This window comes from Streptomyces sp. KM273126 (assembly GCF_004337435.2).
GTDB lineage: Bacteria > Actinomycetota > Actinomycetes > Streptomycetales > Streptomycetaceae > Streptomyces > Streptomyces acidicola.
The window spans coordinates 575,697-598,234 of the sequence record NZ_SJXB02000002.1 but is presented as its reverse complement, the minus strand read 5'-3'; the positions used below and the strand labels follow the sequence as shown (position 1 = coordinate 598,234).

21 protein-coding genes and 4 pseudogenes are annotated in these 22,538 nt (G+C 71.0%); 11 read left to right on the top strand and 14 right to left on the bottom strand.

Translation table 11 applies throughout. From position 1 onward, the window contains the following. Window positions 1-15 precede the first annotated feature (15 nt). Window positions 16-1,503: a glutamate synthase subunit beta gene (locus E0500_RS33250; RefSeq protein ID WP_131570171.1), complete on the top strand. Its 1,488-nt coding sequence runs from the start codon at window positions 16-18 to the stop codon at window positions 1,501-1,503. A 283-nt stretch (window positions 1,504-1,786) separates the two neighbouring features. On the opposite strand, the gene E0500_RS33245 is transcribed toward E0500_RS33250, so the two are convergent. The 3 genes from E0500_RS33245 to E0500_RS33235 all read right to left on the bottom strand — a co-directional run bounded on the left by E0500_RS33245 (window position 1,787) and on the right by E0500_RS33235 (window position 3,828). Further along, window positions 1,787-2,590 carry an SAM-dependent methyltransferase gene (locus tag E0500_RS33245; RefSeq protein ID WP_131570170.1) on the bottom strand — a complete coding sequence of 268 codons (804 nt, stop codon included), beginning with the start codon at window positions 2,588-2,590 and terminating at the stop codon, window positions 1,787-1,789. Window positions 2,591-2,691: 101 nt separating this feature from the next. Then, window positions 2,692-2,967, bottom strand: a complete 276-nt coding sequence (locus tag E0500_RS33240) for a DUF397 domain-containing protein (protein ID WP_131570168.1) — start codon at window positions 2,965-2,967, stop codon at window positions 2,692-2,694. After that, on the bottom strand, window positions 2,968-3,828 hold the full coding sequence (locus tag E0500_RS33235; RefSeq protein ID WP_131570166.1) for a helix-turn-helix transcriptional regulator: 861 nt from the start codon (window positions 3,826-3,828) through the stop codon (window positions 2,968-2,970). 248 nt (window positions 3,829-4,076) lie between these two features. On the opposite strand from E0500_RS33235, the gene E0500_RS33230 reads away from it, so the two are divergent. The 3 genes from E0500_RS33230 (at window position 4,077) to E0500_RS33220 (ending at window position 7,609) form a co-directional block, all read left to right on the top strand. After that, window positions 4,077-4,796, top strand: coding sequence for an ATP-binding protein (locus tag E0500_RS33230; protein WP_131570164.1), 720 nt, complete (start codon window positions 4,077-4,079; stop codon window positions 4,794-4,796). Between the two features lie 17 nt (window positions 4,797-4,813). After that, entirely contained in the window at window positions 4,814-5,248 is a 435-nt protein-coding gene (locus E0500_RS33225) for a hypothetical protein (protein WP_131570183.1), read from the top strand. A gap of 498 nt (window positions 5,249-5,746) precedes the next feature. Next, window positions 5,747-7,609, top strand: coding sequence for an ABC transporter ATP-binding protein (locus E0500_RS33220; protein WP_131572034.1), 1,863 nt, complete (start codon window positions 5,747-5,749; stop codon window positions 7,607-7,609). Between the two features lie 38 nt (window positions 7,610-7,647). Here E0500_RS33220 and E0500_RS33215 read toward each other — a convergent pair whose 3' ends face one another. The 5 genes and pseudogenes from E0500_RS33215 to E0500_RS33195 all read right to left on the bottom strand — a co-directional run bounded on the left by E0500_RS33215 (window position 7,648) and on the right by E0500_RS33195 (window position 12,315). Then, window positions 7,648-7,821, bottom strand: a complete 174-nt coding sequence (locus tag E0500_RS33215; protein ID WP_165935261.1) for a hypothetical protein — start codon at window positions 7,819-7,821, stop codon at window positions 7,648-7,650. A gap of 201 nt (window positions 7,822-8,022) precedes the next feature. Further along, a pseudogene (locus tag E0500_RS33210) lies at window positions 8,023-8,890 on the bottom strand (amidohydrolase family protein); the annotation flags it as partial. 39 nt (window positions 8,891-8,929) lie between these two features. Further along, window positions 8,930-10,828, bottom strand: coding sequence for an FUSC family protein (locus E0500_RS33205; RefSeq protein WP_131572033.1), 1,899 nt, complete (start codon window positions 10,826-10,828; stop codon window positions 8,930-8,932). A gap of 252 nt (window positions 10,829-11,080) precedes the next feature. Continuing rightward, window positions 11,081-11,890, bottom strand: a complete 810-nt coding sequence (locus E0500_RS33200; RefSeq protein ID WP_131572307.1) for a nucleotidyltransferase domain-containing protein — start codon at window positions 11,888-11,890, stop codon at window positions 11,081-11,083. Continuing rightward, window positions 11,887-12,315, bottom strand: coding sequence for a hypothetical protein (locus E0500_RS33195; RefSeq protein ID WP_131572308.1), 429 nt, complete (start codon window positions 12,313-12,315; stop codon window positions 11,887-11,889). Before E0500_RS33195 ends, E0500_RS33200 begins: the two co-directional genes overlap by 4 nt. Before the next feature lie 194 nt (window positions 12,316-12,509). Here E0500_RS33195 and E0500_RS33190 point away from each other — a divergent pair, with 194 nt between their 5' ends. From E0500_RS33190 to E0500_RS33175, 4 genes are all read left to right on the top strand, one after another. Further along, window positions 12,510-13,274, top strand: coding sequence for a hypothetical protein (locus E0500_RS33190; protein WP_181587315.1), 765 nt, complete (start codon window positions 12,510-12,512; stop codon window positions 13,272-13,274). After that, window positions 13,243-13,596 carry a hypothetical protein gene (locus E0500_RS33185; protein ID WP_131563801.1) on the top strand — a complete coding sequence of 118 codons (354 nt, stop codon included), beginning with the start codon at window positions 13,243-13,245 and terminating at the stop codon, window positions 13,594-13,596. Before E0500_RS33190 ends, E0500_RS33185 begins: the two co-directional genes overlap by 32 nt. Window positions 13,597-13,716: 120 nt before the next feature. Further along, a complete protein-coding gene (locus E0500_RS33180; RefSeq protein WP_181587314.1) occupies window positions 13,717-14,847 on the top strand; it encodes an asparaginase in 1,131 nt (376 codons plus the stop codon). Window positions 14,848-15,045: 198 nt separating this feature from the next. Continuing rightward, the gene (locus E0500_RS33175) at window positions 15,046-15,459 is read left to right on the top strand and encodes a RidA family protein (protein ID WP_131563803.1); all 414 of its coding nucleotides are present in this window, start codon (window positions 15,046-15,048) and stop codon (window positions 15,457-15,459) included. A gap of 45 nt (window positions 15,460-15,504) precedes the next feature. Here the strand turns inward: E0500_RS33175 and E0500_RS33170 are convergent, their stop codons facing one another. Next, window positions 15,505-16,266 (bottom strand): aspartate/glutamate racemase family protein, encoded by a 762-nt coding sequence (locus E0500_RS33170; protein ID WP_131563804.1) that lies wholly within the window; start codon window positions 16,264-16,266, stop codon window positions 15,505-15,507. A gap of 2 nt (window positions 16,267-16,268) precedes the next feature. Continuing rightward, window positions 16,269-17,753: pseudogene (locus E0500_RS33165) on the bottom strand (NCS1 family nucleobase:cation symporter-1). A 189-nt stretch (window positions 17,754-17,942) separates the two neighbouring features. Here E0500_RS33165 and E0500_RS33160 point away from each other — a divergent pair. Both E0500_RS33160 and E0500_RS33155 read left to right on the top strand, forming a co-directional pair. After that, window positions 17,943-18,692, top strand: coding sequence for a GntR family transcriptional regulator (locus E0500_RS33160; protein WP_258573702.1), 750 nt, complete (start codon window positions 17,943-17,945; stop codon window positions 18,690-18,692). Beyond that, the gene (locus E0500_RS33155; protein WP_131563806.1) at window positions 18,689-19,096 is read left to right on the top strand and encodes a (2Fe-2S) ferredoxin domain-containing protein; all 408 of its coding nucleotides are present in this window, start codon (window positions 18,689-18,691) and stop codon (window positions 19,094-19,096) included. Before E0500_RS33160 ends, E0500_RS33155 begins: the two co-directional genes overlap by 4 nt. Window positions 19,097-19,125: 29 nt before the next feature. On the opposite strand, the gene pip is transcribed toward E0500_RS33155, so the two are convergent. Next, the gene (pip, locus tag E0500_RS33150) at window positions 19,126-20,094 is read right to left on the bottom strand and encodes a prolyl aminopeptidase (RefSeq protein WP_131563807.1); all 969 of its coding nucleotides are present in this window, start codon (window positions 20,092-20,094) and stop codon (window positions 19,126-19,128) included. 105 nt (window positions 20,095-20,199) lie between these two features. Further along, window positions 20,200-20,919 carry a uracil-DNA glycosylase gene (locus E0500_RS33145; RefSeq protein ID WP_131563808.1) on the bottom strand — a complete coding sequence of 240 codons (720 nt, stop codon included), beginning with the start codon at window positions 20,917-20,919 and terminating at the stop codon, window positions 20,200-20,202. 98 nt (window positions 20,920-21,017) lie between these two features. Between E0500_RS33145 and E0500_RS33140 the strand changes: the two are divergent. Next, window positions 21,018-21,586, top strand: a pseudogene (locus E0500_RS33140) (RNA-binding S4 domain-containing protein). A 46-nt stretch (window positions 21,587-21,632) separates the two neighbouring features. Here E0500_RS33140 and E0500_RS44495 read toward each other — a convergent pair. Together E0500_RS44495 and E0500_RS33135 are read right to left on the bottom strand one after the other, a co-directional pair. After that, window positions 21,633-21,752 (bottom strand): annotated as a pseudogene (locus E0500_RS44495) (DoxX family protein); the annotation flags it as partial. 60 nt (window positions 21,753-21,812) lie between these two features. Further along, a complete protein-coding gene (locus E0500_RS33135; protein WP_131563810.1) occupies window positions 21,813-22,505 on the bottom strand; it encodes a bifunctional 2-polyprenyl-6-hydroxyphenol methylase/3-demethylubiquinol 3-O-methyltransferase UbiG in 693 nt (230 codons plus the stop codon). Window positions 22,506-22,538: the final 33 nt, after the last annotated feature.

The window sequence follows — 22,538 nt, the reverse complement described above, 5'->3', positions numbered from 1 at the left end:
TAAGGGGACACGGCCATGGCCGATCCCAAGGGTTTTATGAACACCCCACGTGAGGAATGGCCTCGTCGGCCCGTCGAGGAGCGGGTGCGGGACTGGGACGAGGTGTACGTTCCCGGGGCCCTGCTGCCGATCATCAGCAAGCAGGCCGACCGCTGCATGGACTGCGGCATACCGTTCTGCCATGACGCCTGTCCGCTGGGGAACCTGATACCCGAGTGGAACGACCTGGTCTCGCGGGAGGACTGGCGAGCGGCGAGCGACCGGCTGCACGCCACGAACAACTTCCCGGAGTTCACCGGGCGGTTGTGCCCCGCGCCCTGCGAGGCCGGGTGCGTGCTGGCGATCAACCAGCCCGCGGTCACCATCAAGAACGTCGAGGTCGCCATTGCCGACCGTGCCTGGGAGGAGGGCTTCGCGCCACCCCGGCCGCCGGACCGGCTCACCGGGCGGACGGTCGCGGTGATCGGCTCGGGGCCCACGGGGCTCGCGGCGGCCCAGCAGTTGACGCGGGCCGGGCACACCGTGGTGGTGTTCGAGCGGGCCGATCGGATCGGCGGGCTGCTGCGGTACGGCATCCCGGCGTTCAAGATGGAGAAGCGGCACCTGGACCGTCGGCTGGAGCAGATGCGGGCCGAGGGGACGAAGTTCCGTACGTCGACCGCGGTCGGGCGGGACATCGGGGCGGCCGAACTGCGGGCACGGTACGACGCGGTGGTGATCGCCACCGGGGCCACCGCGTGGCGGGAACTGGACGTGCCGGGGCGGGAACTGGACGGTGTCCATCAGGCGATGGAGTACCTGCCCCTGGCCGACCGGGTGTGCGAAGGGGACCTGGAGGTGTCACCGCTGTCGGCCGCCGGCAAGCACGTGGTGATCGTCGGAGGCGGTGACACCGGGGCGGACTGCCTGGGCACGGCCGTGCGGGAGGGCGCGGCGTCGGTGACCCAGCTGGACATCTACCCGCTGCCGGGGGCCGAGCGGGACGAGGACGCCGAGCCGTGGCCGACGTATCCGAAGATCTACCGGCTCTCGGCGGCGCACGAGGAGGCGCGCGATCTGAGGACGGCGCCCGCGGCGGACGCGGACGCGCGGTTGTTCGCGGCGTCGACACTCCGCTTCACGGGTGACCCCGACGGGCATGTGAGGTCGCTGCACCTGGTCGAGGTGGACGCGCAGCGACGCCAGGTGCCGGGCAGCGGGCGCACGCTCCCGGCAGACCTCGTCCTGCTCGCCCTGGGCTTCTCCGGGCCCGACCGGGCGGACGGGCTGATCGACCAGCTCGGTCTCGCGCTCGACCGGCGCGGCTTGATCGCCCGTGACGCGGACTTCGCGACCGGCGTACCCGGTGTGTACGCCGCCGGAGACGCAGCCCGTGGGCAGTCCCTCATCGTGTGGGCGATCGCTGAGGGACGGGCGGTGGCAGCCGCCGTGGACCGCCATCTGACGGGTGCGATGCGGCTTCCGGCGCCGATCGGGCCGTATGACCGGCCCATGACGGCGTAGCCCCGGGGACCGGTGCCAGGGCTGGATCGCGCCGACCGGTGCCAGGACTGGTGGAAGGGGTGGTGGAGGGAGTGGTGGAAGGAACGGTGTGCACCCTTCGCCAGGTCGCCCCAGCCGTCACGGCCGTCCCCGACCGCCCCGGGTGCACTGCCGCCCCGACCGTCCCAGGTGCATTGTCGCAGCGGCCACCGCGCGCGGTGATCGCGTTCGGTCGCCCGGCGGAACACACCGCGCCGCACACGGAGCCGTCAGAGCCGACTCCGCATACGGCGCGGGCCCGACGTCACGCCTTGCGGCCCACCGCCCCGTACCCCGGGATGACGTCGTCGTCCTGCCCCGGCACGGGCTCGCCCAGCTCGGGGTGCCAGTCGGTGACCAGCGAGACACCGGGATCGACGAGTTCGAGGTTCCGGAAGAAACGGCCGACCTCGTCGCGGGAGCGAAGCGCCAGGTTGATGCCACCGGCCCGGTAGGTCTCGACCGCCGCCTTCGACTTCTCCGGGGTGAAGTCCGCCGTGGCGTGCGACACCGTCAGACAGCTGCCCGGGGGCAGCTGGGACATCAGTCGCTCCACCAGGTCGTACGCGCCGTCCTCATCGGTGACGAAGTGCAGCAGCGCGACGAGCGAGAGCGCCACGGGCCGGCTGAAGTCCAGGACCTCCTTGGCCCGCTCCACGATGGCGTCCGGCTCCCGCACATCGCCCTGTACGTACTCGGTCACGCCCTCGGGCGTGCCGCGCAGCAGGGCCGCCGCGTGGGCCAGCACGATCGGGTCGTTGTCGCAGTACACGACGCGGGCGTCGGGCGCGACCTGCTGGGCGATCTGGTGCAGGTTGGGCTCGGTCGGGATGCCCGTGCCGATGTCCAGGAACTGGCGGATCCCGTTCTCGGCCAGCCAGCGCGTGGCGCGGTGCATGAACGCGCGGTTGACCTTGGCCATCACCGGTGTCCGCGGGTCGAGGGCGAGCATCTTGCGGCCCAGTTCCTCGTCGACGGGGTAGTTGTCCTTGCCGCCGAGGAACCAGTCGTACGTCCGTGCCGGATGTGGCTTGCTCGTGTCGAGCTTCAGGGGGCCCTGCCCGGTCATGAGGCACTCCATAAGTTGTCGGTGCGGCAGTTGGTGATCAATTCCACCAATCCCACGCTCAATTCACTATCAAAATTAGGAAAGTTGAGTAAACAAAGGACTCAAGACAGCAGGAAGTCGGCCTCCCCCGCCTTCGCACCCTCGATGAACGCGTTCATCTCGTCGGGCGTGTAGATCAGCGCCGGACCATCGGGGTCGGTGGACTGGCGTACGGCGATCCGGCCGTCGGCGAGCTTCATCGCCTCCAGGCAGTTGCCGCCGTTGCCCCCGCTCCAGGGCTTGTGCCAGCCCTCACTGCCCAGTTCCCGGGCGGGCATGCCGTTGTAGGCGCGCATGTGCGACTGCTGCTTGCGGGACTGGGGCTTGATGCGATCCATTCACAGCTCCTTGCGGAGATCCCGGAGGATCTCCTTCGTGCGATGTGCTGTGGCGGCCTGGGCCGCCATGCGGTCCATGACTTCGAGGTGGGTTGCCACTTCGTGGCGCGCGTCCAGATAGACGGCGCCGGTCAGGTACTCGCTGTAAACCATGTCGGGAAGCTCCGGCACGGCGAATCGGAACAGCACGAAGGGCCCGTACGTGCCGGGGTGCGGCCCCCGGTCGAACGGCACGATCTGCAACGTCACGTTGGACAACCTCGTGGCGTCGAGCAGCCTGTCGATCTGGGCGCGCATGACCTCGGGGCCGCCGACGGGACGGCGCAGGACCGTCTCCTCCATCACGGCCCAGAAGCGGGGCGCGTCCTCACGCGTGAGCAGTCCCTGCCGCTGCATCCGCAGCGCCACATGACGCTCGATGTCCTCGGGGCTGGTCTGCCCGATGGCGCCCGACTCCAGGACGCCACGGGCGTACTCCTCGGTCTGCAGCAGTCCGGGCACGAAGTGGGGTTCGTACGAGCGGATGGTGCTGGCCGCGCCCTCCAGGCTGACGTACATCGAGAACCAGCCCGGCAGGATGTCGTGGAACCGCTGCCACCAGCCGGGTCTGTTGGCCTCCTCGGCCAACTGGACGAAGCCCTCGGCCTCTTCGTCGGAGATGCCGTACGCCTTCAGCAGGAGCTGGAGGTACGGGATCTTGAGCGCGACCTCCGCCATCTCCATACGGCGGACCGTGGCGGGTGCGACACGCAGGATGCCTGCGGCCTCCTCGCGTTTCAGGCCCGCCCGCTCCCGCAGATCCAACAGGCGTCGGCCGAGGACGACCTGACCGACCGTCGGTGCGGACCGCGGTTCACTCACCGCGCACCTCCTCCTCTGACCCCGTAAGCCCTGTTCCTCCTGGTCTCGACAGCCCTGCGGCGCCCGTCCGAAGCCTTGCCGTGCCCGTGCGTGTTGACGTGCTCACACACCTGTGCACTCGTGCAGGGATCCAACTGGCGCCGCGTCACGTGCTGTTACCGAGCAGTGTGCCACGACCGTTCAGAGAGTCACACCGCACTCTGCAATTTTCAAAGTGACACTTGCCAAGTGTTCGAGGCGAGGAGATAGTGGCAAGCGTGATTCCGCCTGCGCCCTTAGGAATAGAAGCCGCCGGGGACCGGTTCGGTCCCGGACCGGCGGCCCTGGTGCACCCCGGCACGGCCGCGGGGCGCCGGTTCCGCTTCGAGCTGGCCGCACACCCGGGTTCCGTGGCTCACGCCCGGCGGTTGACGCGCGCCCGGCTGTCCGGCTGGGCCCTCTGCGAGGACACCTGCGACACGGCCACACTGGTCGTCTCCGAGCTGGTCACCAACGCCATCGTGCACGCGGCCGGCCGTCGGGTCGTCTGCGAGCTGCACGACCGCGACGACCTCGTCCGGATAGCCGTACGTGACGAGGGGCGCGCTCCGGGTGAGCCGCACCCCGCGTCGCAGCGGCCCGAGGAGGAGCACGGACGGGGTCTTCTTCTCATCGAGGCCATGTGCCGGGCCTGGGGCGCGCAGGACGCGGGCCCGGGGCTCCTGGTCTGGGCGGATGTGCCCCGTGGTGTCATCCCGGCTCAGCACTCCTCGGAGGCGTCGCACCCGGCGGACTCCGCGCTTCCCCTGAACACGGTGCCGCCCCCGGCGGACCGCCGCAGCCGGGACACGGCCGCCCGGTCCGACCTTGGCTGGAGCGCGAAGAAGCCACCGGCCGAGGACCGCGGCAACGGGGCGGAGGCGGCGCACAGGACGGGGACCGTGGGGGTCCCCGCGGCCCGGCGAGGCCGAGAGCGGGGGACTGTGTGACGACGTCGACCGGTGCGATTTCGGCGGGTCGTACGGCCCCGGTGGTATGCCTGGACACCCTGGTCCGCCTCCGGCGCTCTCAGCGTCCCCCCGAGGCGCTCCGGCGGCTCGTGCTGCCCGAGGGCATGACCGCCCCCATGGGCTGCGACGCGGTCGGGGTGCCCGCGGAACTGGGCCCCGAGGTGCTGCCCCGGCTGCCGCGCGTGGGATGCGTGTACGCCGACGGGACGCACTGGTGGTGGCTGGTGCCATCCGACTCCGACTACGCCCTGAAGTGGCCGGAGCCCGTCCGGTACACCACGGGCGCGGTCCTGCCCGACACCCCGGCCGCCCCCGACCTCATCCACAAGCCCACCGGCACGATCCCGTACACCCCGCCGATACCGCTCTACCTGGCCCTGTGCCGGGCGACGGGGACGACACCCACCTGGTCGCGGCCGATCAGCGCGTGACCGGAAACCTGCCGCGGGGCGCGTGAGCGCTGTTCGCCGGGCCGGTGGTGGCGGGCGGGTCTCGGGTCGGGGGCGTTCCGGTCCTCCGAGCCGTGCGACCGTCACCACCTTCCGGCTCACCGCTCTCTCCCTCATGAACGTCCCACGGATTCCCCCGAGCGCTCCCTGCTTCCCCCCCCCCCCCCCGACCGCCCCACCGCCCCACCGCTTCCCCCGACCGCCCCACCGCTCCCCCGTCCCGGCCCGCACTCCCCGCGCACATACGTACGGCGGCTCGCGCCCGGCGCGCCCCGTATGAGCCGCCGCGAGACGGCCACGCGCTCTGGTCCCCCGCGGTCCGCCCCGCGATAGTGGCCCTCCGTCGACGATCGGGGGAGGCCCAGGGTGGGGAAAGCGCCCGGCTCGGACAAACGCGCGACACACACAGGTGGCAAGGACGGCCGACCGGAGACCTCCGACTCCGAGGTGCTCCTCTTCGGCGGGCCGCTCCGGTACGACATGGGCTGGTCGCAGCACGCCGACGCGTTCCTGGAGCTGAACCTCCGCGCCATGGTGAGGCGGCTGCCGTCGCTGCTCGCCTCCAGTTTCCGGCTGGCCTGGCAGGCGGACCAGCGCGCCGCCCGCACCGTACTGGCCGCCGAGGTCGGCCGGGGCCTGGCCCAGGCGGTGAGCCTGCTGGCGGTCAACACCATCCTGGCCCGGCTGATGGCCGGCGGTCCGGTCGAGGACCGGCTAAAGGGCGCCGCTCCGGCTCTCACCGCCCTCGCCGCCGTCATGCTGCTGGCCGCGCTGCTGCGCGCCGCCTCGACGTACGGCACCGGCCGCCTGGAGCCGAAGGTCGAGCGCGTGGCGACCGAGCTGTACCTGGAGCGGGCGGCGGCCGTGGAGCTGGCCGCCATCGAGGACGACGCCTTCCACAAGCTGCTCGACACCGCGAAGTACGGCGCCCAGGCGGCCCGCCGGATGATCTCGTACTCCGCGCGCGTGGTGAACGCGATGATCTCGCTGGTCGCGGCGGCGGGCGTGCTGACCGTGCTGCATCCGGCCCTGCTCCCGCTCCTCGTCACCATGACGCTGCCGAGCGCCTGGAGCGCCCTGACCATCGCCCGGCGCCGTTACGAGTCCTTCCACACATGGGTGCAGCACACGCGCGCGGGGCACCTGATCAGCAGCCTGCTGACCGAGCCCGAGGCGGCCCCGGAGGTCCGCGTGCACGGCGTCGGCCCGTTCCTGCTGCGCCACTTCCGTTCGATGTCGGAGTCGGCGGAGGCCGAGCAGGAGCGCCTGGCCCGCCTGGCGGCCCGTACCGGACTGATCGCCGCGGCCTGGACGGGGATCGCGACCGTGGCGACGTACGCGACCCTCGGCGGCCTGCTGCTCGCCGGTGCCATGGCGCTCTCCGTGGCGGGGACGGCGGTCATCGCGATCCGTACCGGCTCCGCCAGCCTCGACACCCTCGTCCTGGAGGTCAACTCCCTGCACGAGGAGGCCCTGTTCGTGGGCGACATGCAGCGCCTGTACGTGGAGGCGGCCAAGCGCGCGATCCCGGTGGGCGGGGATCCTCTGCCCACGAATCCGCGGGAGATCCGCCTGGAAAACGTCACCTTCACATACCCGGGCAAGGCGACCCGGCCCGCTCTGTCCGATGTGACGCTGACCGTGCCCCTAGGCAAGATCGTGGCACTCGTCGGCGAGAACGGCTCGGGCAAGACCACCCTGGTCAAGCTGCTCGCCGGGCTGTACGCGCCGGACCGGGGCCGCATCCTGTGGGACGACGTGGACGCGGCGACCGCCGACCGGCAGCAACTCGCCGAGCGCATCGCGATGGTGGCGCAGGACTTCAAACGGTGGCCGTTCACGGCCCGTGTGAACGTCGCGGTGGGCCGCCCGTCGGCGGCGCCGACCGACGAGCACGTCTCCTCGTCGGTCGCCGAAGCGGGGGCCCAGGACGTGGTGGCCGATCTTCCGCGGGGCCTCGACACCCTGCTGGCCAGGGGCTTCAGCGGCGGGCACGAGCTCTCCGGGGGCCAGTGGCAGCGGCTCGGCATCGCGCGCGCGGCCTACCGGCGCGGGCACGTCCTGATCGTGGACGAGCCGACCGCGGCCCTCGACGCCCGCGCCGAGCTGGAGGTCTTCGAGAAGATCCGCGCCTTGGCGGGCACCGGTCAGACGGTCATCCTCATCACGCACCGTCTGGCCTCGGTGCGCCATGCCGACCTGGTGCACGTCCTCGACCAGGGCCGCCTGGTGGAGTCCGGTTCCCCCGAGGAGCTCCTGGCCACGGGCGGCGTCTACGCGGAGCTGTACTCGCTCCAGGCGGAGCAGTTCACGGCGAAGGTGCCGACGAGGAAGGCGGGCTGACGGATCCGCCACCGTGCTGCCCCGACGGCACAGAAGGGTCACTCTCCGGAGTCGGCTCCGCGCACGATCACCAGGAACGTGTCGGTGGCGAGGTCCATGACGACCTCCGCGGCCTGGCCCTCCAGGCGGCGCGCCTGCGCGAACTCCTCCGCCGGCCACGATCCGCGCGGCCCGCCGGCGGGGAAGCGCCCCAGCACTGTTCGCCCGTTCACTCTGCACCTCCATGTGAAGCCAGTAGTCCTAGAGTTAAACGCCCTCCATGGGGTGAACGGCTCTTGACGTGACGGTACTGAGACGTAGTTGACACCTGGTCAACGCCGTACGGTGAGGGAGCTCTCGGAAACCGCCCCGCTGGGTGACTTTCCGCGCCGGACGCGGTTCGTACCGCGTCCCGCCAGTGCGGGGTCCGAGGGTCACTCCGGCGGCTTGTCGTACTCCTGGATCCGTGTCCCGTGGCTGCGGTCGACGAGCGCGGGCAGGCGCTCACCGAGCTCCCGTACGGTCGCGGGGACGTCGATGGTGAGGAGCTCCCGGTCGCGCATGAGGACGCGCCCGTCGACGATCGTGGTGCGGACGTCGGAGGAGCGGGCGCTGTGCACGAGAGTGGCGGCGAGGTCGTGAACGGGCTGGGTGTGCGGGCCCGTGACGTCGACGAGGATGATGTCGGCGCGCCTGCCGGGGGCGAGACTGCCGATATGCTCCCCCAGCCCGGGCGCTCTGGAGCGTGGCGTGGTGCAGCGCCTGCCGTGACGTCAGCCAGCGCGGGTCGCCCTCGGCCGACTTCTGCAGGAGCGCGGTGAGCGCCATGGACTCCCACACGTCGAGCGAGTTGTTCGAAGCGGCCCCGTCCGTGGCGAGCCCGACCGGGACACCGATGCGACGCAAGGCCCGTACCGGAGTGGTGGTCCAGGCGAACTTCAGGTACCCGCGGGGCGCGGACGCGACGGCGACCGGCCCCGTCGCCCGCTCCAGGACGGGCAGATCGCGCTCGATGATGCCGGTGCCGTGCGCGATGAGCACCCCGGCGTCCAGCGCGAGGAGCCCGGTGCGTTCCAGCACCTCGATCGGAGTGACACCGTGCCGGGAGAGGCTGTTGTCGGTCTGGTCGCGGCTCTCCGCGGCGTGGAGGTGGACGGGCAGGCCGTGTTCGCGGGCGAGTTCGGCGGTCGCGGCGAGGTCCGCGTCGTCGACGGTGTAGGGCGCGTGCGGCGCGAGCGCGGTGGTGATACGACCGTCCGCGCCACCCCGGTGCCGTAGCGCGAACTCCAGTGACTTCTCTCGCTCTGTGCGGGGGCCTGGGCCCAGGGCTGGGCGATACGCCTAGCCCGCCGCACGCAGTCCCGGCAGTGTGTCCTGCTCGGCCGCCGGCAGCAGGCGGCCCAGCCCCGCCCGCTTGCTGCGCTCGGTGAGCTCGTCCAGGAGTTCGGTGAGCCGCTTGGTCTGCTGGGGGGCGAGGTGTCCCGCGTCGTCGAGGTGGACGGCGTAGGCGGTGGTCGTGTCGACGATGCGTTCGAGCGTGGCCGCGACCTCGCCGGCGCCCTGCGTGTGCCGGGCCAGGGCGGGGAGTTCGGCCGCAGCGAGGTCGATCGCGGCGTGGGCCTCGGCGAGCGTGCGGTAGGCCTCGCGGCGCAGGGTCCACCGCCGGGCGCGGTCGTCGGACTCACTGAGCACGTGCGCGAGGTAGGCGTACGCGGCGTCCCCGGCCTTGGCCAGCCGGGCCCGCACACCGCCACCGCGCTGCCCGGGCATCGGCAGATGGCCCACGATCAGCACGATGGCGCAGGCCAGCAGCGTCTCGCCGATCCGGCTCCAGGACGCCTGCGGCTCCCCGCCGACCATCACCAGGGCGAGCACGAGCACGGTGACAACGGCGGTCTGCGCGGCGAAGTGCCGTGTGGCGACGGGAATCAGCGCACCGCTGACGGCGACGAGCGCGATCAGCCCCTCGGGCCGCGGCAGCACGGCGGCGAACCCGGCGAAGACGACCGCCCCCAGCACGGTCCCCGCAGCACGGTTCAGCACGCGCGAGGCGAGCGGCCCGAGGTCGGGCTTGACCAGGAAGACAGCCGTGGCGGGAAGCCAGTACCAGTGGACGTGGTGAAGAGCCTGCGCCACGGCGGCACTGGCCCCGAAGGACAGGGCGACCCGCATCCCGTACTCACGCCCACCGGACCCGAGGGCAAAGCGGACGAGTGACGTGGCGGTACGGCGCCGACGGTGCAGGCGCCCGTTCTCCTGGGTGTCGCCCTCGCGGTCGAACGCCTCGGCGGCCTGCAACAGCGCGTCGTCCAGAGCGCGCAGGGCGGGCGCGGAACGAGCGGGCGCGGGCAGCGGTCCCGTGTGCGCGTTGGCCCGTACGGCGGCGGCGAGGCGCCGTGGCCCCTCCGCGGCACGCCCGGGCACGGCGTCCCCCGCCCAGGCGAGCGCGGTCGCCGCCTCGGCGAGCGGCAGCGCCGCGGCGTACTGGGCGTGCAGTCGCCGCTCGGTCGCCGAACTCGCGTACCGCCGCAGCCGGGGCCCGGCGAGGGCATCCTGGGCATGATCAAGAGCGGCCGTGAGGGCGGCCCGCCGGCCGGTGGCTTCGGGCGTACCCGTGGCGACAAGCAGTTCCGCGATGGCGTCGTACACCTTGGCGACGGCGTCCCGCTCCCCGTCGAACCGGAAGTCGAGCCAGAACTCCAGCCGCGCGTCCCCGGCGACGGCTCCGGGCGTGGGCAGCACGAGCCGCAGGGTGAGCAGCCACCCCGCACCGGCCACAAAGGCGAGCGCCCGCTCCCACCCACTCTCGGGCAGGGGCATCCCGGCCCCGATGGCCGCGGCGACGAGCAACTGCGTTCCGGCTCCCGACGCCACGGGCCCGATGGCACTGACACTCCCGGCGAGTAGCCCGAGCAGGGTGAGCACAACAGTCAGCACCACGGCGTGCGCATGCTCCCCGGTGTACGTCCCGACGAGCAGTCCCCCGGCGCCGGCGAGCGCCGGCACCCCGATCCGCTTGACCGAGGCCCTCCGGCTCCCGGGCCGGTCGTTGATCCCGGCGAACATGGCCCCGAGCGCGGCGACGACCCCGACGGAGGTGCGTCCGCTCAGCATGGCCCCGAGCAGCAGCGGCCCAGCGGCCAGGGCTCCCCGCACCACCGCGTTCCAGGGCACGGGCCCCCTTTGCGCACGCAGAGCATGAGCAAGCCAGGGCGGCACGGCAAGCACGGGGCGGGACACGTGTCTGGCTCCTGTCGGGACGAGGGCGGGGTGCGCCTTCGGGCGACGGTGGCCGGGCGGGGGTTGGTGATTCCACGGTAGGGGGTGGGGCGGGAGGGAGCGGGACATGTGTGTTACCGCAATGTGACGATGCCCGGAATCGGCATGTTCTTTATGAACGCAACCAGCAACACGACCGCTGAACACAACCGTGAAGGCGTCCGAGCGGTAGCCCTTCGAAGAGGTCCGGGGCGTTCCGCGTCAGGGAAGGACTCAGCTCCGAAGGTCCCTGAAGAGACTCTCCGCCTCGGTTACGGCCCGAACCAATGCATCCGGTTCCGCTGCTCGCAACGTTTCCAGGATGCCGTCGACCGCCCGCAATCCCGCCCGCTCCAGCAACCGCTTCTCGTTCGTCACCCACTCCCCGCGTGCCGCGAGGAGCGCGTGCCCGGCCTGTACGGCGGCGGTGGCGACGGCACCGGCGACTTCTGTGAGGCGGCCTTTGGGGGCGTGGTTGGCCTTCGCGTAAGCGAGGGTGGCCTGGGCCGTGCCGTACCAGCGGTCGGCGGCGGAGGTACGGAGCTTCTCCGGGTACGTGGCCGGGCGGGGCAGCTCTCCGTGCAGTATGCGGTTGACGGCGAGCTCGGCGACGAGCAGGTAGCTCGGGATGCCGGCGAGGTGGAAGAGGAGGGGCTCCACATGGAACCGGCCGTCCTGGGCCTCGGAGAGTTCGTGTTCGACGACGTCGAGGTCGCGGTAGTGGACGTCGACGCGCCGGCCGTCGATGGTGAGCCACGCTCCGCCGTTGAAGATCCCTCCGCCCCAGCCACCGATCTCGGAAACCTCGCCTTCCCAGCCGACGGCACGGAGGTCGGCGGGGTCGAAGGGGCCCCGGTAGTAGATCGCCAGGTCCCAGTCGCTCTCCGGAGTGTGAGTCCCCTGGGCCCGGGAGCCGCCGAGGGCGACGGCGCGAACGGTGGGGAGGGCGGCGAGGCGGTCGGTGACGTGGGTGAGGAAGGTGTCGTCGTCCTCGGTGCCCGCGGAGCCTGCGCGCACGGGCTCGTCACCCGTGTCCCGGCTCATTGCCGGGGCTCACCGATGGTCAGGTCACGGATCGTGTGCGCCTGAATGACGGTGCCGTGTTGCACGCCGCCACTGATGGTGTTGTGGACGGCGCCCTTGGGCTGGTCCTCCGGGGGCCTCAACTCGTCCAGCAGAGCCTGAAGTTCCGCGGCGGCCGACGGGTCAGTACGCAGGATGCGGCGGAGGCGGAGGCGCCACTCGTCGCGCACATCGGCCGCCATCTCCTGATCATCGGCCTCCCGCGCGGCGACGAGATCCGCTCGGGACTCCTCCAGTTCTGCCTGGACGACTTCGCCTTCGCCGTCCCTGCCCCGCGTGAAGAAGGCGACGACGCGGTCACGTGCCTGTTCCCACCCGTCGGTCACCATCTGGGTCACCAGCGCCGTCGCGCCCGCCACCGCCAGACTCGTCAACTCGGCTTCCATTTGGCCCCCTTCGTCGCACGTCCGAATGCCAACGGTAACTTGCGGCCCTCGTTACGCGAGCCAATAAGTCACGCTCAGCCAGCATGACTCCGCCACCCGGCCGATTGTCAGTGGTGCGCGCTTCAATGGGAGATGTCGTCACAGAGCGTGACGGTCGAGGTGTTGAGTGCTGCTGTGTTACGGGGGAGCTAGCCATGGGTGATTACGAGGAGGACGGGCGGCGTTATGTGTCGCTGACCGGGCTGCGGGCGCGCGGGTGGACCGGAGGGATGATTCACCGTCTGTTGGGGCCGCCGGATCGGCTCGCTCTCAATCCACGGTTCAGGGCGGCGCCGCCCAGGCGGCTGTATCGGATCGAGCGGGTCGAGGCCGCCGAGCGAAGTGAGGAGTTCCGGGTGGTGGCGGAGGCAGCCGCGCGGCGGTCGGAAGCGGTACGGGCCGCGTTGCGGCGGCGGCAGGAGGAGGTGCTGGAGCGGATCAGGGCCGAGCCCCTCGACGTACCTCGGCTGAACCCGGACAAGCTGGAGCTGCGCGCCGTCGAGCACCGGACGCGGAGCGAGACGAAGGCGGGGCCGGCCGAGGGCGCGGGGGCCGTTGGCGGGCACGAGACCACACCAACGGTCGGCCGACCCACTTCCGGGCCAGGTGAACACCCCACACCCACCCCCAGCCTCGACCCCAGCTCCGGCCCCGGTCCCGATCCCGATCCCACAGACCTCACGTCCCTCGACGCCTGGAAGGTCGACTACCTGCGACAGCGGCTGTTCAAGCAGTACGGCCGACTCCTCGACGGAATTCCGGGAGGCGCCTCGGCAGCACTCAGGCGGGCGGAGGCGGTGGCATTGCTGAATCAGCGGATCCACGCGGCCATCGCGGAGGCACATCCCGGCCTCGCACAGGAATGCGAGAAGCGAATGAGCTCGGGGCATGGTCCCGCTCCTGGTGGCCGACAGCGGTGACGGACGGCTGCGACTGCAACTGCGGGCGACCGAGCCGTACCGGCGTATGGCGGACGACCGCAATGCTGTACGCCCGTATGCACGATCGACATTGGCCCTGCATCTAGCCATGCAGGGGCGGCCGTTGGTGCGAGGGGAGGAGGAGCGAGCCAGGGCCCATCAGTGGTGTGACATTGGTGAGCCGGAAGGGTTCGCGTACAAGATCGGCGTGTTCGAGCAGGTGGCACGCAAGGGCGAACAGTTACTGACACGTGCATGCAATGCGCAGGAAAAACCCACTTCCTACGGTCAGCGGACGGACGGCGGCGGACCGGGGGCCTGATGAGGGACGCCCCATAAGGGACGCCCGATGACGGATGCCCGGTGACGGATGCCGTCCATCGGTCACCACCATCAGCCGCCGGCCCATTCGCAACATGTCGACGTATGAGGGATACCGAACGTGAGAATCGTCCATCGCACCGCCGCTCTGTTCAGTACGTTCGCCGTGGCCGCCGTGACGGCGTTGTCGAGCGCGAGTGCGCAGCCCGGGAACGGCAAGGAGGAGCTGCCCGAGGTCGCCGTGATCGGGACGGGGGGCACCATCTCCGGGGTCAGTACGGACCGTGTGTCGTTCCAGAACTACCAGTCGGGCAAGCTCGCCATCTCGAAGATGGTGGACGAGTTGCGGCCAGAGGTGGACGGGCTGGCGAAGGTCACCACGGAACAGTTCGGGAACAAGGGATCGGGCGGGTACTCGATAGCCGACTACCGCAAGCTCACCGCCTCGGTGGACGCCGCGTTGAAGAAGAGCGACGCGGTGGTGGTGACGACGGGCACGGACACCATGGAGGAGTTCGCGTACTGGCTCGACCTCACCGTGCGCAGCGACAAGCCCGTCGTCCTGACGGGGTCCATGCGCCCGTGGACCGTCATCGGCACCGATGCGCCCGCCAACCTCTACAACGCGATCAAGCTGGCCGCGAGCCGCAAGACCAAGTGCTACGGGACCGTCGTGATGCTGAACGACGAGGTCCAGGCCGCGCGTGAGGTCCGCAAGACCGACGCGCTCCGCATGGACACGTTCACCAGCGGCTCGTCCGGTCGGCTCGGTGCCATCGACCAGGACAACATCCGCCTCAACCGGGCACCGGCTCGCGTCGAGTCGTGCGGCAGGCCGAGTTGGCGCACGCCCTTCGACCTGAACCGGATCACCAAGGACGGCCAGGCGCTGCCCAAGGTCGAGATCGCGTACTCGTACCAGGACGCGGGTGGCGAGGCGGTCAAGGCCTTCGCGGACTCCGGAGCGGACGGGATCGTCACGGCGGGCACCGGTGCCGGTGGCATCTCGCCCGCGATGTCGACGGCACGCACGGAGGCCGTCAAGAAAGGAGTCACCTTCGCCTCGACGACCCGCACCGGCTCCGGGGCGGTGTACGGCTCGACGAGCACCACGGGCGTCATCGGCGCCGAGGACCTGACCCCGCAGAAGGCCCGGCTCCTGCTGCTCCTCTCGCTCGCCGCGACGGACGACGAGAAGCAGATACGCGAGTGGTTCGCGACGCTGGGGACGGCGCAGTTCACTGAGGGGTGACGAGGCAGAAGGTAGAAGGCAGGAGGTGGGCGGCGGGTCATGCCGGGCTGCCGGGCTGCCGGGCTGCCGGGCTGCCGGGCTGCCGGGCTGCCGGGCTGCCGGGCTGCCGGGCTGCCGGGCTGCCGAACGAAAATCGGATGCGGTGATGTCACTGGGCTCGCATGATCGGAAATTGACCTTTCGACCCTGGGAGCTTCCATGATTCAGCGCGTCACCGTCCCCGGCCTCTTCCCTCCGCCCGTCTACTCCCACACGTCCGTCGTCGAGGCGGGGACGAAGCTGGCGTTCCTGGCCGGTTCCGTCCCCCTCGACGCCGACGGGAACCTCGTTGGAGCGGGCGATCCCGTGCGGCAGGCCGAGCAGGTGCTCGCGAACCTCGGCGAACAACTGCGCGCGGTCGGCAGCGACTTCGCGCACGTCGTGTCGACGGACGTGTACGTCGTGAGCAGCGAGACCGCGGTCCTCTCCGCGGTCTGGGACGTCGTCGAGGCGTCCGGTCTCAGCACCGGTCCGCACTCCTCGACCCTGCTCGGCGTGGCCTGTCTCGGCTATACGGGCCAGCTCGTGGAGATCACGGCGACCGCGGTCGTGCCCGAGCACGCCGGGGAATGACCGAGTCCTCCCCAGGAGCCGACCTCTGAACTCGCCGACGGCCCCTCACTCGCCGGTGCGCCCGATGCCCCCAGTCCGCCCGATGCGCCCAGTCCGCCCGTTGCGCCCCCAAGTCCGCCGCTTGGGCAGCGGCTTGGCATAGCTTCCCACCCGGCTGGTGGTGAGCCCGAGTGTCACCAGCGACTCGGCGAGCTTCACGGCCGCGCCCACCCCGTCGACGACGGGGAGGCCCAGCTTCTCCCCGACCGTCCGCTGGAGCCCGGTCATCCCCGCGCAGCCGAGCACGAGGACTTCGGCACCCGCCTCGCGCGCCCGTCCGGCGGCGGCCACGAACGCTTCCTCCGTGCGTCTGTCATCCCCCAGGTCGAGGACGCCGAGCCCGGTGCCGACCACGGCGGCGCAGTTCCGCCCCACCCCGGCCGTCTCCAGGCTGTCCTCGATCTGTCCACAGGACCGCTCCAGCGTGGTGACGACCCCGTAGCGCCTTCCGAGGAGGCACGCGAAGTGGGCGGCGGCCTCGGTGATGTCGACGACGGGCACGTCCACGAGTTCCCGCGCGCCCTCGCGTCCGTGCTCGCCGAACCCGGCCATGACGACGGCGTCGTACGGCTCTTCGTACGTCCGCAACATGTCGAGGACGGCGGCGGCCGAGAGATAACTGTCCAGCCAGCCTTCCGCGGACTCGGGTCCCCAGTCCGGGGTCAGTCCGGTCACGATGGTGCCCGGGCCTGCGGCGGCCCGGGCACCTCGTACGATCTCCTCGGTCATCTCCTGCGTGGTGTTGCAGTTGGTGACGACGATGCGCACGCTCAGCCCTCCGTGGTGGCGGGCTCGGCGGCGGGAGACGCTTCGGCCGCGGCGCGCTCCGGGCGGCAGAGCAGGGCGTACAGTCCGGCGGCCAGGGCCGTTCCGATGAACCAGGAGTACGGGGCGACGGCGCTGAAGTCCTTCACCAGCGCGAGCACCGCCGACACCACCGCGGCCGGCAGGAACGCCCACAGGGCCTTGGGGTTGACGCCCTTGCGGTAGTAGTAGCGGGAGCCGGGCTCGGCATTGAAGAGCTCGTTGACGTCGATGCGGCCGCGCTTGACCCAGAAGTAGTCGAGCATGATCACGCCGAACAGGGGGCCGAGGAAGGCGCCGAGGCCACCGAGGAAGTAGTTGACGACGGTGGGATTGGAGAAGAGGTTCCAGGGGGTCACAACCAGCGCGGCGACCGTGCTGATCATGCCGCCGACCTTGAACGTGATCTTCTGCGGCCAGACGTTGGCGAGATCGTACGCGGGCGAGACGAAGTTGGCGACGATGTTGACGCCCATGGTGGCGATGGCGAAGGTCAGGGCGGCCAGGACCAGCACCCAGGTGTTGCCGACCTTGGCGACGAGCTCCGCCGGGTCGGTGATGGCCTCGCCGAACACCTCCAGAGAGCCGGCCGTGACGATGACGGACACGACCACGAAGGCCGTGGAGTTGATGGGCAGGCCCTAGAAGTTGCCCCGCTTGACGGTCCGGTGGTCGGGCGCGAAGCGCGAGAAGTCGCAGAAGTTGAGCATCAGGGTGCCGTACGTGGCGAGGATCAGCCCGATCGCGCCGAACCACTGCCGCCACTGCTCACCGACGGAGACCGGGCGCGGGGTCGAGGTCAGCGAGATGGTCCAGCCGGCCTTGGCCAGGATCCACACGGCGAGGGCGATCATCACGATCCAGATCGCCGGACCGCAGAAGTCCTGGAACTTCCGCACCGACTCCATGCCCTGGCTGATGATCAGCGCCTGAAGGAGCCAGAGGGAGATGAAGGAGACCCAGCCGAGCGCGTCCAGCCCCAGGAAGGAGCTGTGCGTCCAGGACTCCAGGCCCGGCCAGGCGGCCAGCAGCATCACGTTGACGGCGACGGACGCGAGGTAGGTCTGGATGCCGTACCACATGATGGCGATGACGGCCCTGATCAGCGCGGGGATGTTGGCGCCCCAGACGCCGAAGCTGATGCGGCTGACGACAGGGAAGGGCACACCGTGGCGCTGGCCTATGCGCCCCATCCGGTTCATGCCGATGTAGATGAGTACGAAGCCGACGAGCAGGGACGTGAAGACCTGCCACACGTTCATACCGAGGACCAGCAGGCCCGCGGCGAACGTGTAGTTGCCGAGGTTGTGGACGTCCGACATCCACATCGCGAAGAGGTCGAAGACCTTCCAGTTGCGTTTGCCCGCGGGCGCCAGGTCTTCGTTGGTGAGCCGGGGATCGGGGACGAACGCGGCTGTGCCGGTTGCTTCGGCAGGGTCGGCGAGGGACACGGGGGCCTCCATGAGCGAGGGGGACGGAGGAGGACTGGCTGTGGGACTACTGCTTGCGGGGACCGCCTTTGAGGAGCTGGCCGTGCGGAAGTTTGGTATACCAAACTCCTGTCATGGTGCCCCCGTCAACAGTTCCGACCGATGTCGCTCCTGTTACCGCTTCGTAAATCACCCCCGGAGTCGACGAAGATGGAGTCCATGACGAAGATCGAACCCCTGGGCGCCGTGCGGGAACGCGTCCTGGCGAACCTGCGGCAGGAGATCATCGCGGGCCGCCTCCGCCCCGGTGACCGACTCGTCGAGCGGGAGCTGGCCGACCGCTTCGGGGTCTCCCGCGTCCCGGTCCGCGAGGCGATCCGCGCACTGGTCGGCGAGGGGTTCGTCCACTTCGAGACGCCGCGCCGCACGGTCGTCCGCCGCCTCACCGCGAACGACGTCAAGGAACTCTTCGAACTGCGCGAGGCACTGGAGGTCTACGCCGCCGGACTCGCCGCGGCACGCGCGACGCCCGAGGACCTGGCCGAGGTCCAGGAACTCCTCGACCTGGCGGCCGCCGCGACGGAGTCGGGTGACGCCGAGACGATCACCGACGTCAACAGCCGCCTCCACGACCGCATCGTGGCGATGGCGGGCAACCACCTTCTCATCGCCTCGCTGGAACCCGTCGCGGGCCGCCTGCGCTGGATGACTCGCCGGAACGAAGAATGGCCCCAACTCCTCGTCGAACACCGTGAGTTGTACGAGGCCATCGCCTCCGGCGACCCGGCACGGGCCCGGGCGCACGCGCTGACCCACGTGCGGACGAACTACCGGTCGACGATGCGGCATCTCTTCGGCACGGAACTCGACGGCGACGGGCACACGACCGAGGACGACGACGGTCACGCGCGGGGCGAAGGCGACGCGGGCGCGGAGCCCGGCCCGGAAGGAGACCGATGACCACCCGTACGGTGATCGGCGCCGCCCGGACCCGCCCCTGCACACTCGTCGTCTGCCGTGGCTGTTGCTGCGGTGATCCGCGCAAGTATCCCGGCTACGACCACGAAGGCCAGCTGGACCGGCTGCGTGCCGCGGCCGCGGCGTCCGGCGGGCGCCTCGCGGTCCGTACGGCGGACTGCCTCGGCCCGTGCGACCAGGCGAACATCGTGGTCGTCCAGCCGTCAGGGGAAGGGCGAAGGCGTGGCGGCCGTTCCGTCTGGATCGGCTGGTCGATGGGGGACGACTGCACGGACGAGATAGTGGAGTGGGCCGAGGCGGGCGGCCCGGGTGCCGCCTCGGCTCCGCCCACGCTGGCGCTGCAGTTCGTGCAGTCGGCGGGCGAACGGGCACGCGCCCGCCGGTAGCGTGGGGTGCCCCTCAAGGGCTGCAGCGGTCAGACACCCCGGGCCGCGTACCTGTCCGTGGCCGCCACCAGCGCGTCCACCATTCCCGGCGCGCCCGCGTTGTGCCCCACCTCGTCGATGAGGACCAACTCGCTCCCGGGCCAGGCCTGGTGGAGGAGCCACACGGTGCCGAGGAGGTTGCCGGGGTCGAGGCTGCCCTGGACGATGGTGCCAGGGATGTTCTTCAGGAGCGGGGCGTCCCGCAGGACCACGCCCTCCTCGTTGCCCTCGCCGAGAAAGTGGTCGTTGCCCCAGTAATGCGTGACCGTGCGGGCGAAGCCCATGCGGTACACCGGGTCCTCGAAGCGGGGGATCGAACGCGGCGGGGCGGGTGCCATGGCCGTCTCCCAGTCGGTCCAGGCCCGTGCCGCCCGCGCTCGCACCTCGGGGTCGGGCGAATCGATCAGCCGGTTGTACGCCGCTGCCAGGTTCCCGTCGCGCTCGCCCTCGGGCAACTCGGCGAGGAACTGTTCGAAGGCCTCGGGGTAGAACTGCCCGAGCCCCCTGGTCATCAGGGCCACCTCACGATTGGCTCCGGTCCCCACGGCGGTCAGGACCAGTTCGGACACGGCGCCGGGGTGCGTCTGCGCATACCGAAGCCCGAGCACCGACCCCCACGACACGCCCCACACCAGCCATCGCCCGATCTCCAGGTGCTGTCGCAGCCGCTCCAGGTCGGCGATGATGTGCGGCGTCGTGTTGACGCTCATGTCGGTGTCGTACGCGCTCGCGTGCGGCGTGGACCGCCCGCAGCCGCGCTGGTCCAGCAGGACGACCCGGTACGCGGCCGGGTCGAAATAGCGCCGGAAGTAGGGGTTGCTGCCCGTACCGGGTCCGCCGTGCAGCATCACCGCGGGCTTGCCCCGCGGATTGCCGCAGACCTCCCAGTACACGTGGTTGCCGTCGCCCACGTCGAGCATGCCCTGGTCGTACGGTTCGGTCTCCGGATACTGGCCCATCGCGGGAGCCTAACCGTGCGCGGTCAGCGTCAGCAGCCCAATATTTCGCGGTGCCGGGCCGTCGCCACGGCTCGTACGGCGCCGCTGCCACCGCTCGTGCCGCCGCTACCGTTCGTACGGTGTGGTGGGCAGCCCCGCCGCCTCGGCCGCCGTCCGCAGGACGTCCCGCAGCATCGCGGGGGTGAGGCGGCCCGTGAACGTGTTGCGCTGGCTGACGTGGAAGCAACCGAAGAGGTCCAGCGGGCCGGGCCGTCCGTCCAGCGTGATCCGTGCCCCGTGCGCGAAGGCGGGTCGTGGCCGTGGCACGTCCCATCCGGCGCCGATGAGCGCCGGCAGCACGGCCTGCCAGCCGAAGGCCCCGAGCACCACGACGGCCCGCAGCGTCGGCCGCAGCAGCTCCAGCTCACTGATCAGCCAGGGGCGGCAGGCGTCCCGCTCCCTGGGCGTCGGCCGGTTGGCGGGCGGGGCGCAGTGCACGGGTGAGGTGATCCGCACTCCGTACAGCTCCAAGCCGTCGTCGGCGCTCACCGCGGTCCCGCGCGACGCCAGCCCCACATCGTGCAGCGCCGCGTACAGCACGTCCCCCGACCGGTCGCCGGTGAACATCCGTCCCGTCCGGTTCGCCCCATGCGCTGCGGGTGCGAGGCCCACGATCAGCAGGGATGCGTCAGCCGGCCCGAACCCGGGCACCGGACGCCCCCAGTACGTCCACTCGGCGAAGGCGGCCCGCTTCGTGCGGGCCACCTCCTCCCGCCACGCGACCAGCCGCGGGCACGCCCTGCACCCGCTGATCCGCGCGTCGAGTTCGGCCAGGCCGCTGTCCATGCCACCACGGTACGGCCGTGATCGGCGAACCCGACGACGGCGTCGTACCGGCGGAAATTCCGCCGAGCGGCCTGCCCGCCGGCGTTAAGGTCGGAGACATGGCTTCTGAGGGTGCGGACGAGAACACGAGCGCCGCGGGCGCGGACGGCGCGTCCGGCGAGCGGGGTGCGCGCGGCTCGGCGGAGACCGCGGCCGATACCACCGCCGACACCTCGGCCGCCGCCGAGGCCGCGCGCCCGGCGAGTGGCGAGAGCGTGCGGATCGACAGCTGGATCTGGTCCGTCCGCCTCGTGAAAACCCGCTCGATGGGTGCCACCGCCTGCCGCGGTGGGCATGTCCGCGTGAACGGCGAACGCGTCAAGCCCGCCTACTCGGTCCGCGTCGGCGACGAGGTTCGGCTGCGTCACGCGGGCCGCGAGCGGATCGTCGTCGTCAAACGCCTGATCCGCAAGCGGGTCGGCGCCCCGGTCGCGGTGGAGTGCTACGTCGACAACAGCCCACCACCCCGTCCCGCGAGGCCACGGCCCCCGCCGGCATCCGCGACCGTGGCACGGGCCGCCCCACCAAGCGCGACCGCCGCGAGATCGAACGCCTCCGCGGCCTCGGCGGACCGGGCGCACTCGGCGGCCAAGGCGGCGAACCGAACAGTTCCCCGGGCCCTCGCTGAACCGGACCGAGCAGTTCCCCCGGCCCTCGCTGAACCGGGCCGGGGCGCCCCCAAGCCCCTCCTGGAGCCCGCAGTACATCCCCGCGCTGCCCCAGCCCATCTCGCCGAAGCCCTCCGAGGCCGACCGGTGCGCGATCAGCTTGGGCAGCGCACTGGCGATCCCGTAACTCGGGACTTCAGCCGCGACGAAACCGTGGCTGCCCAAGCCCACCGCAAACCCGGAGTGCTACTCCATCGGCACCGCCTTCACCCAGATCCTGTCCTCCGTCACATACCGGTCCACCTTCAGCCCCACTTCCCCCAGCGCCTCCTCGAACTGTTCCTTGGTCAGGGGTCGTGCCCGGAACGTGTGGGTCCAGACGGCGTCCGGGAAGACGTACTCCACGTGCACCGAGTTCACCCCGTCGCCCGCCGGCTCGGACGACAGGATCCGCACGGTGAAACCGCTGGGATCGACCCGCTCGCGGGGCACGTTCGCGTGGTAGTCCTCCCCCTCGCGCTGGATGAGCACGAAGCCGTCGTCCGCGACGTGCCGCAGACAGGTCCTGAGCAGCCCCCGCCGCACCTCGTCGTCCCCGCTGTGTACGAGGAACGACGCGAGCAGCACCACGTCGAATTTCTCGCCCAGGTCGAGCTTCTCGACCGGGCTGCATATCGTGCGGGCCTCACGCACCCGCTCCAGCATCTCCGCCGACTCGTCCACGGCCGTGACGGTGAATCCCCGCTCCAGGAGCGGGTGGGTCATCCGGCCCACCCCGCTGCCCAGTTCGAGAATGCGCGCCCCGGCGGGCGCCACGCCGGCGATCACCTCCAGCTCTTCCCCCACCGGCAGCCGCGAGTAGAGCTCGACCGCACAGCCGTCCGGAGTGATCGCTCCGGGACCAGTCCCCTCGTATCCCTCACGCATCTGAATGGTCATGCCCGTTCAACGGACCGTCTCCGCCCACCCGTT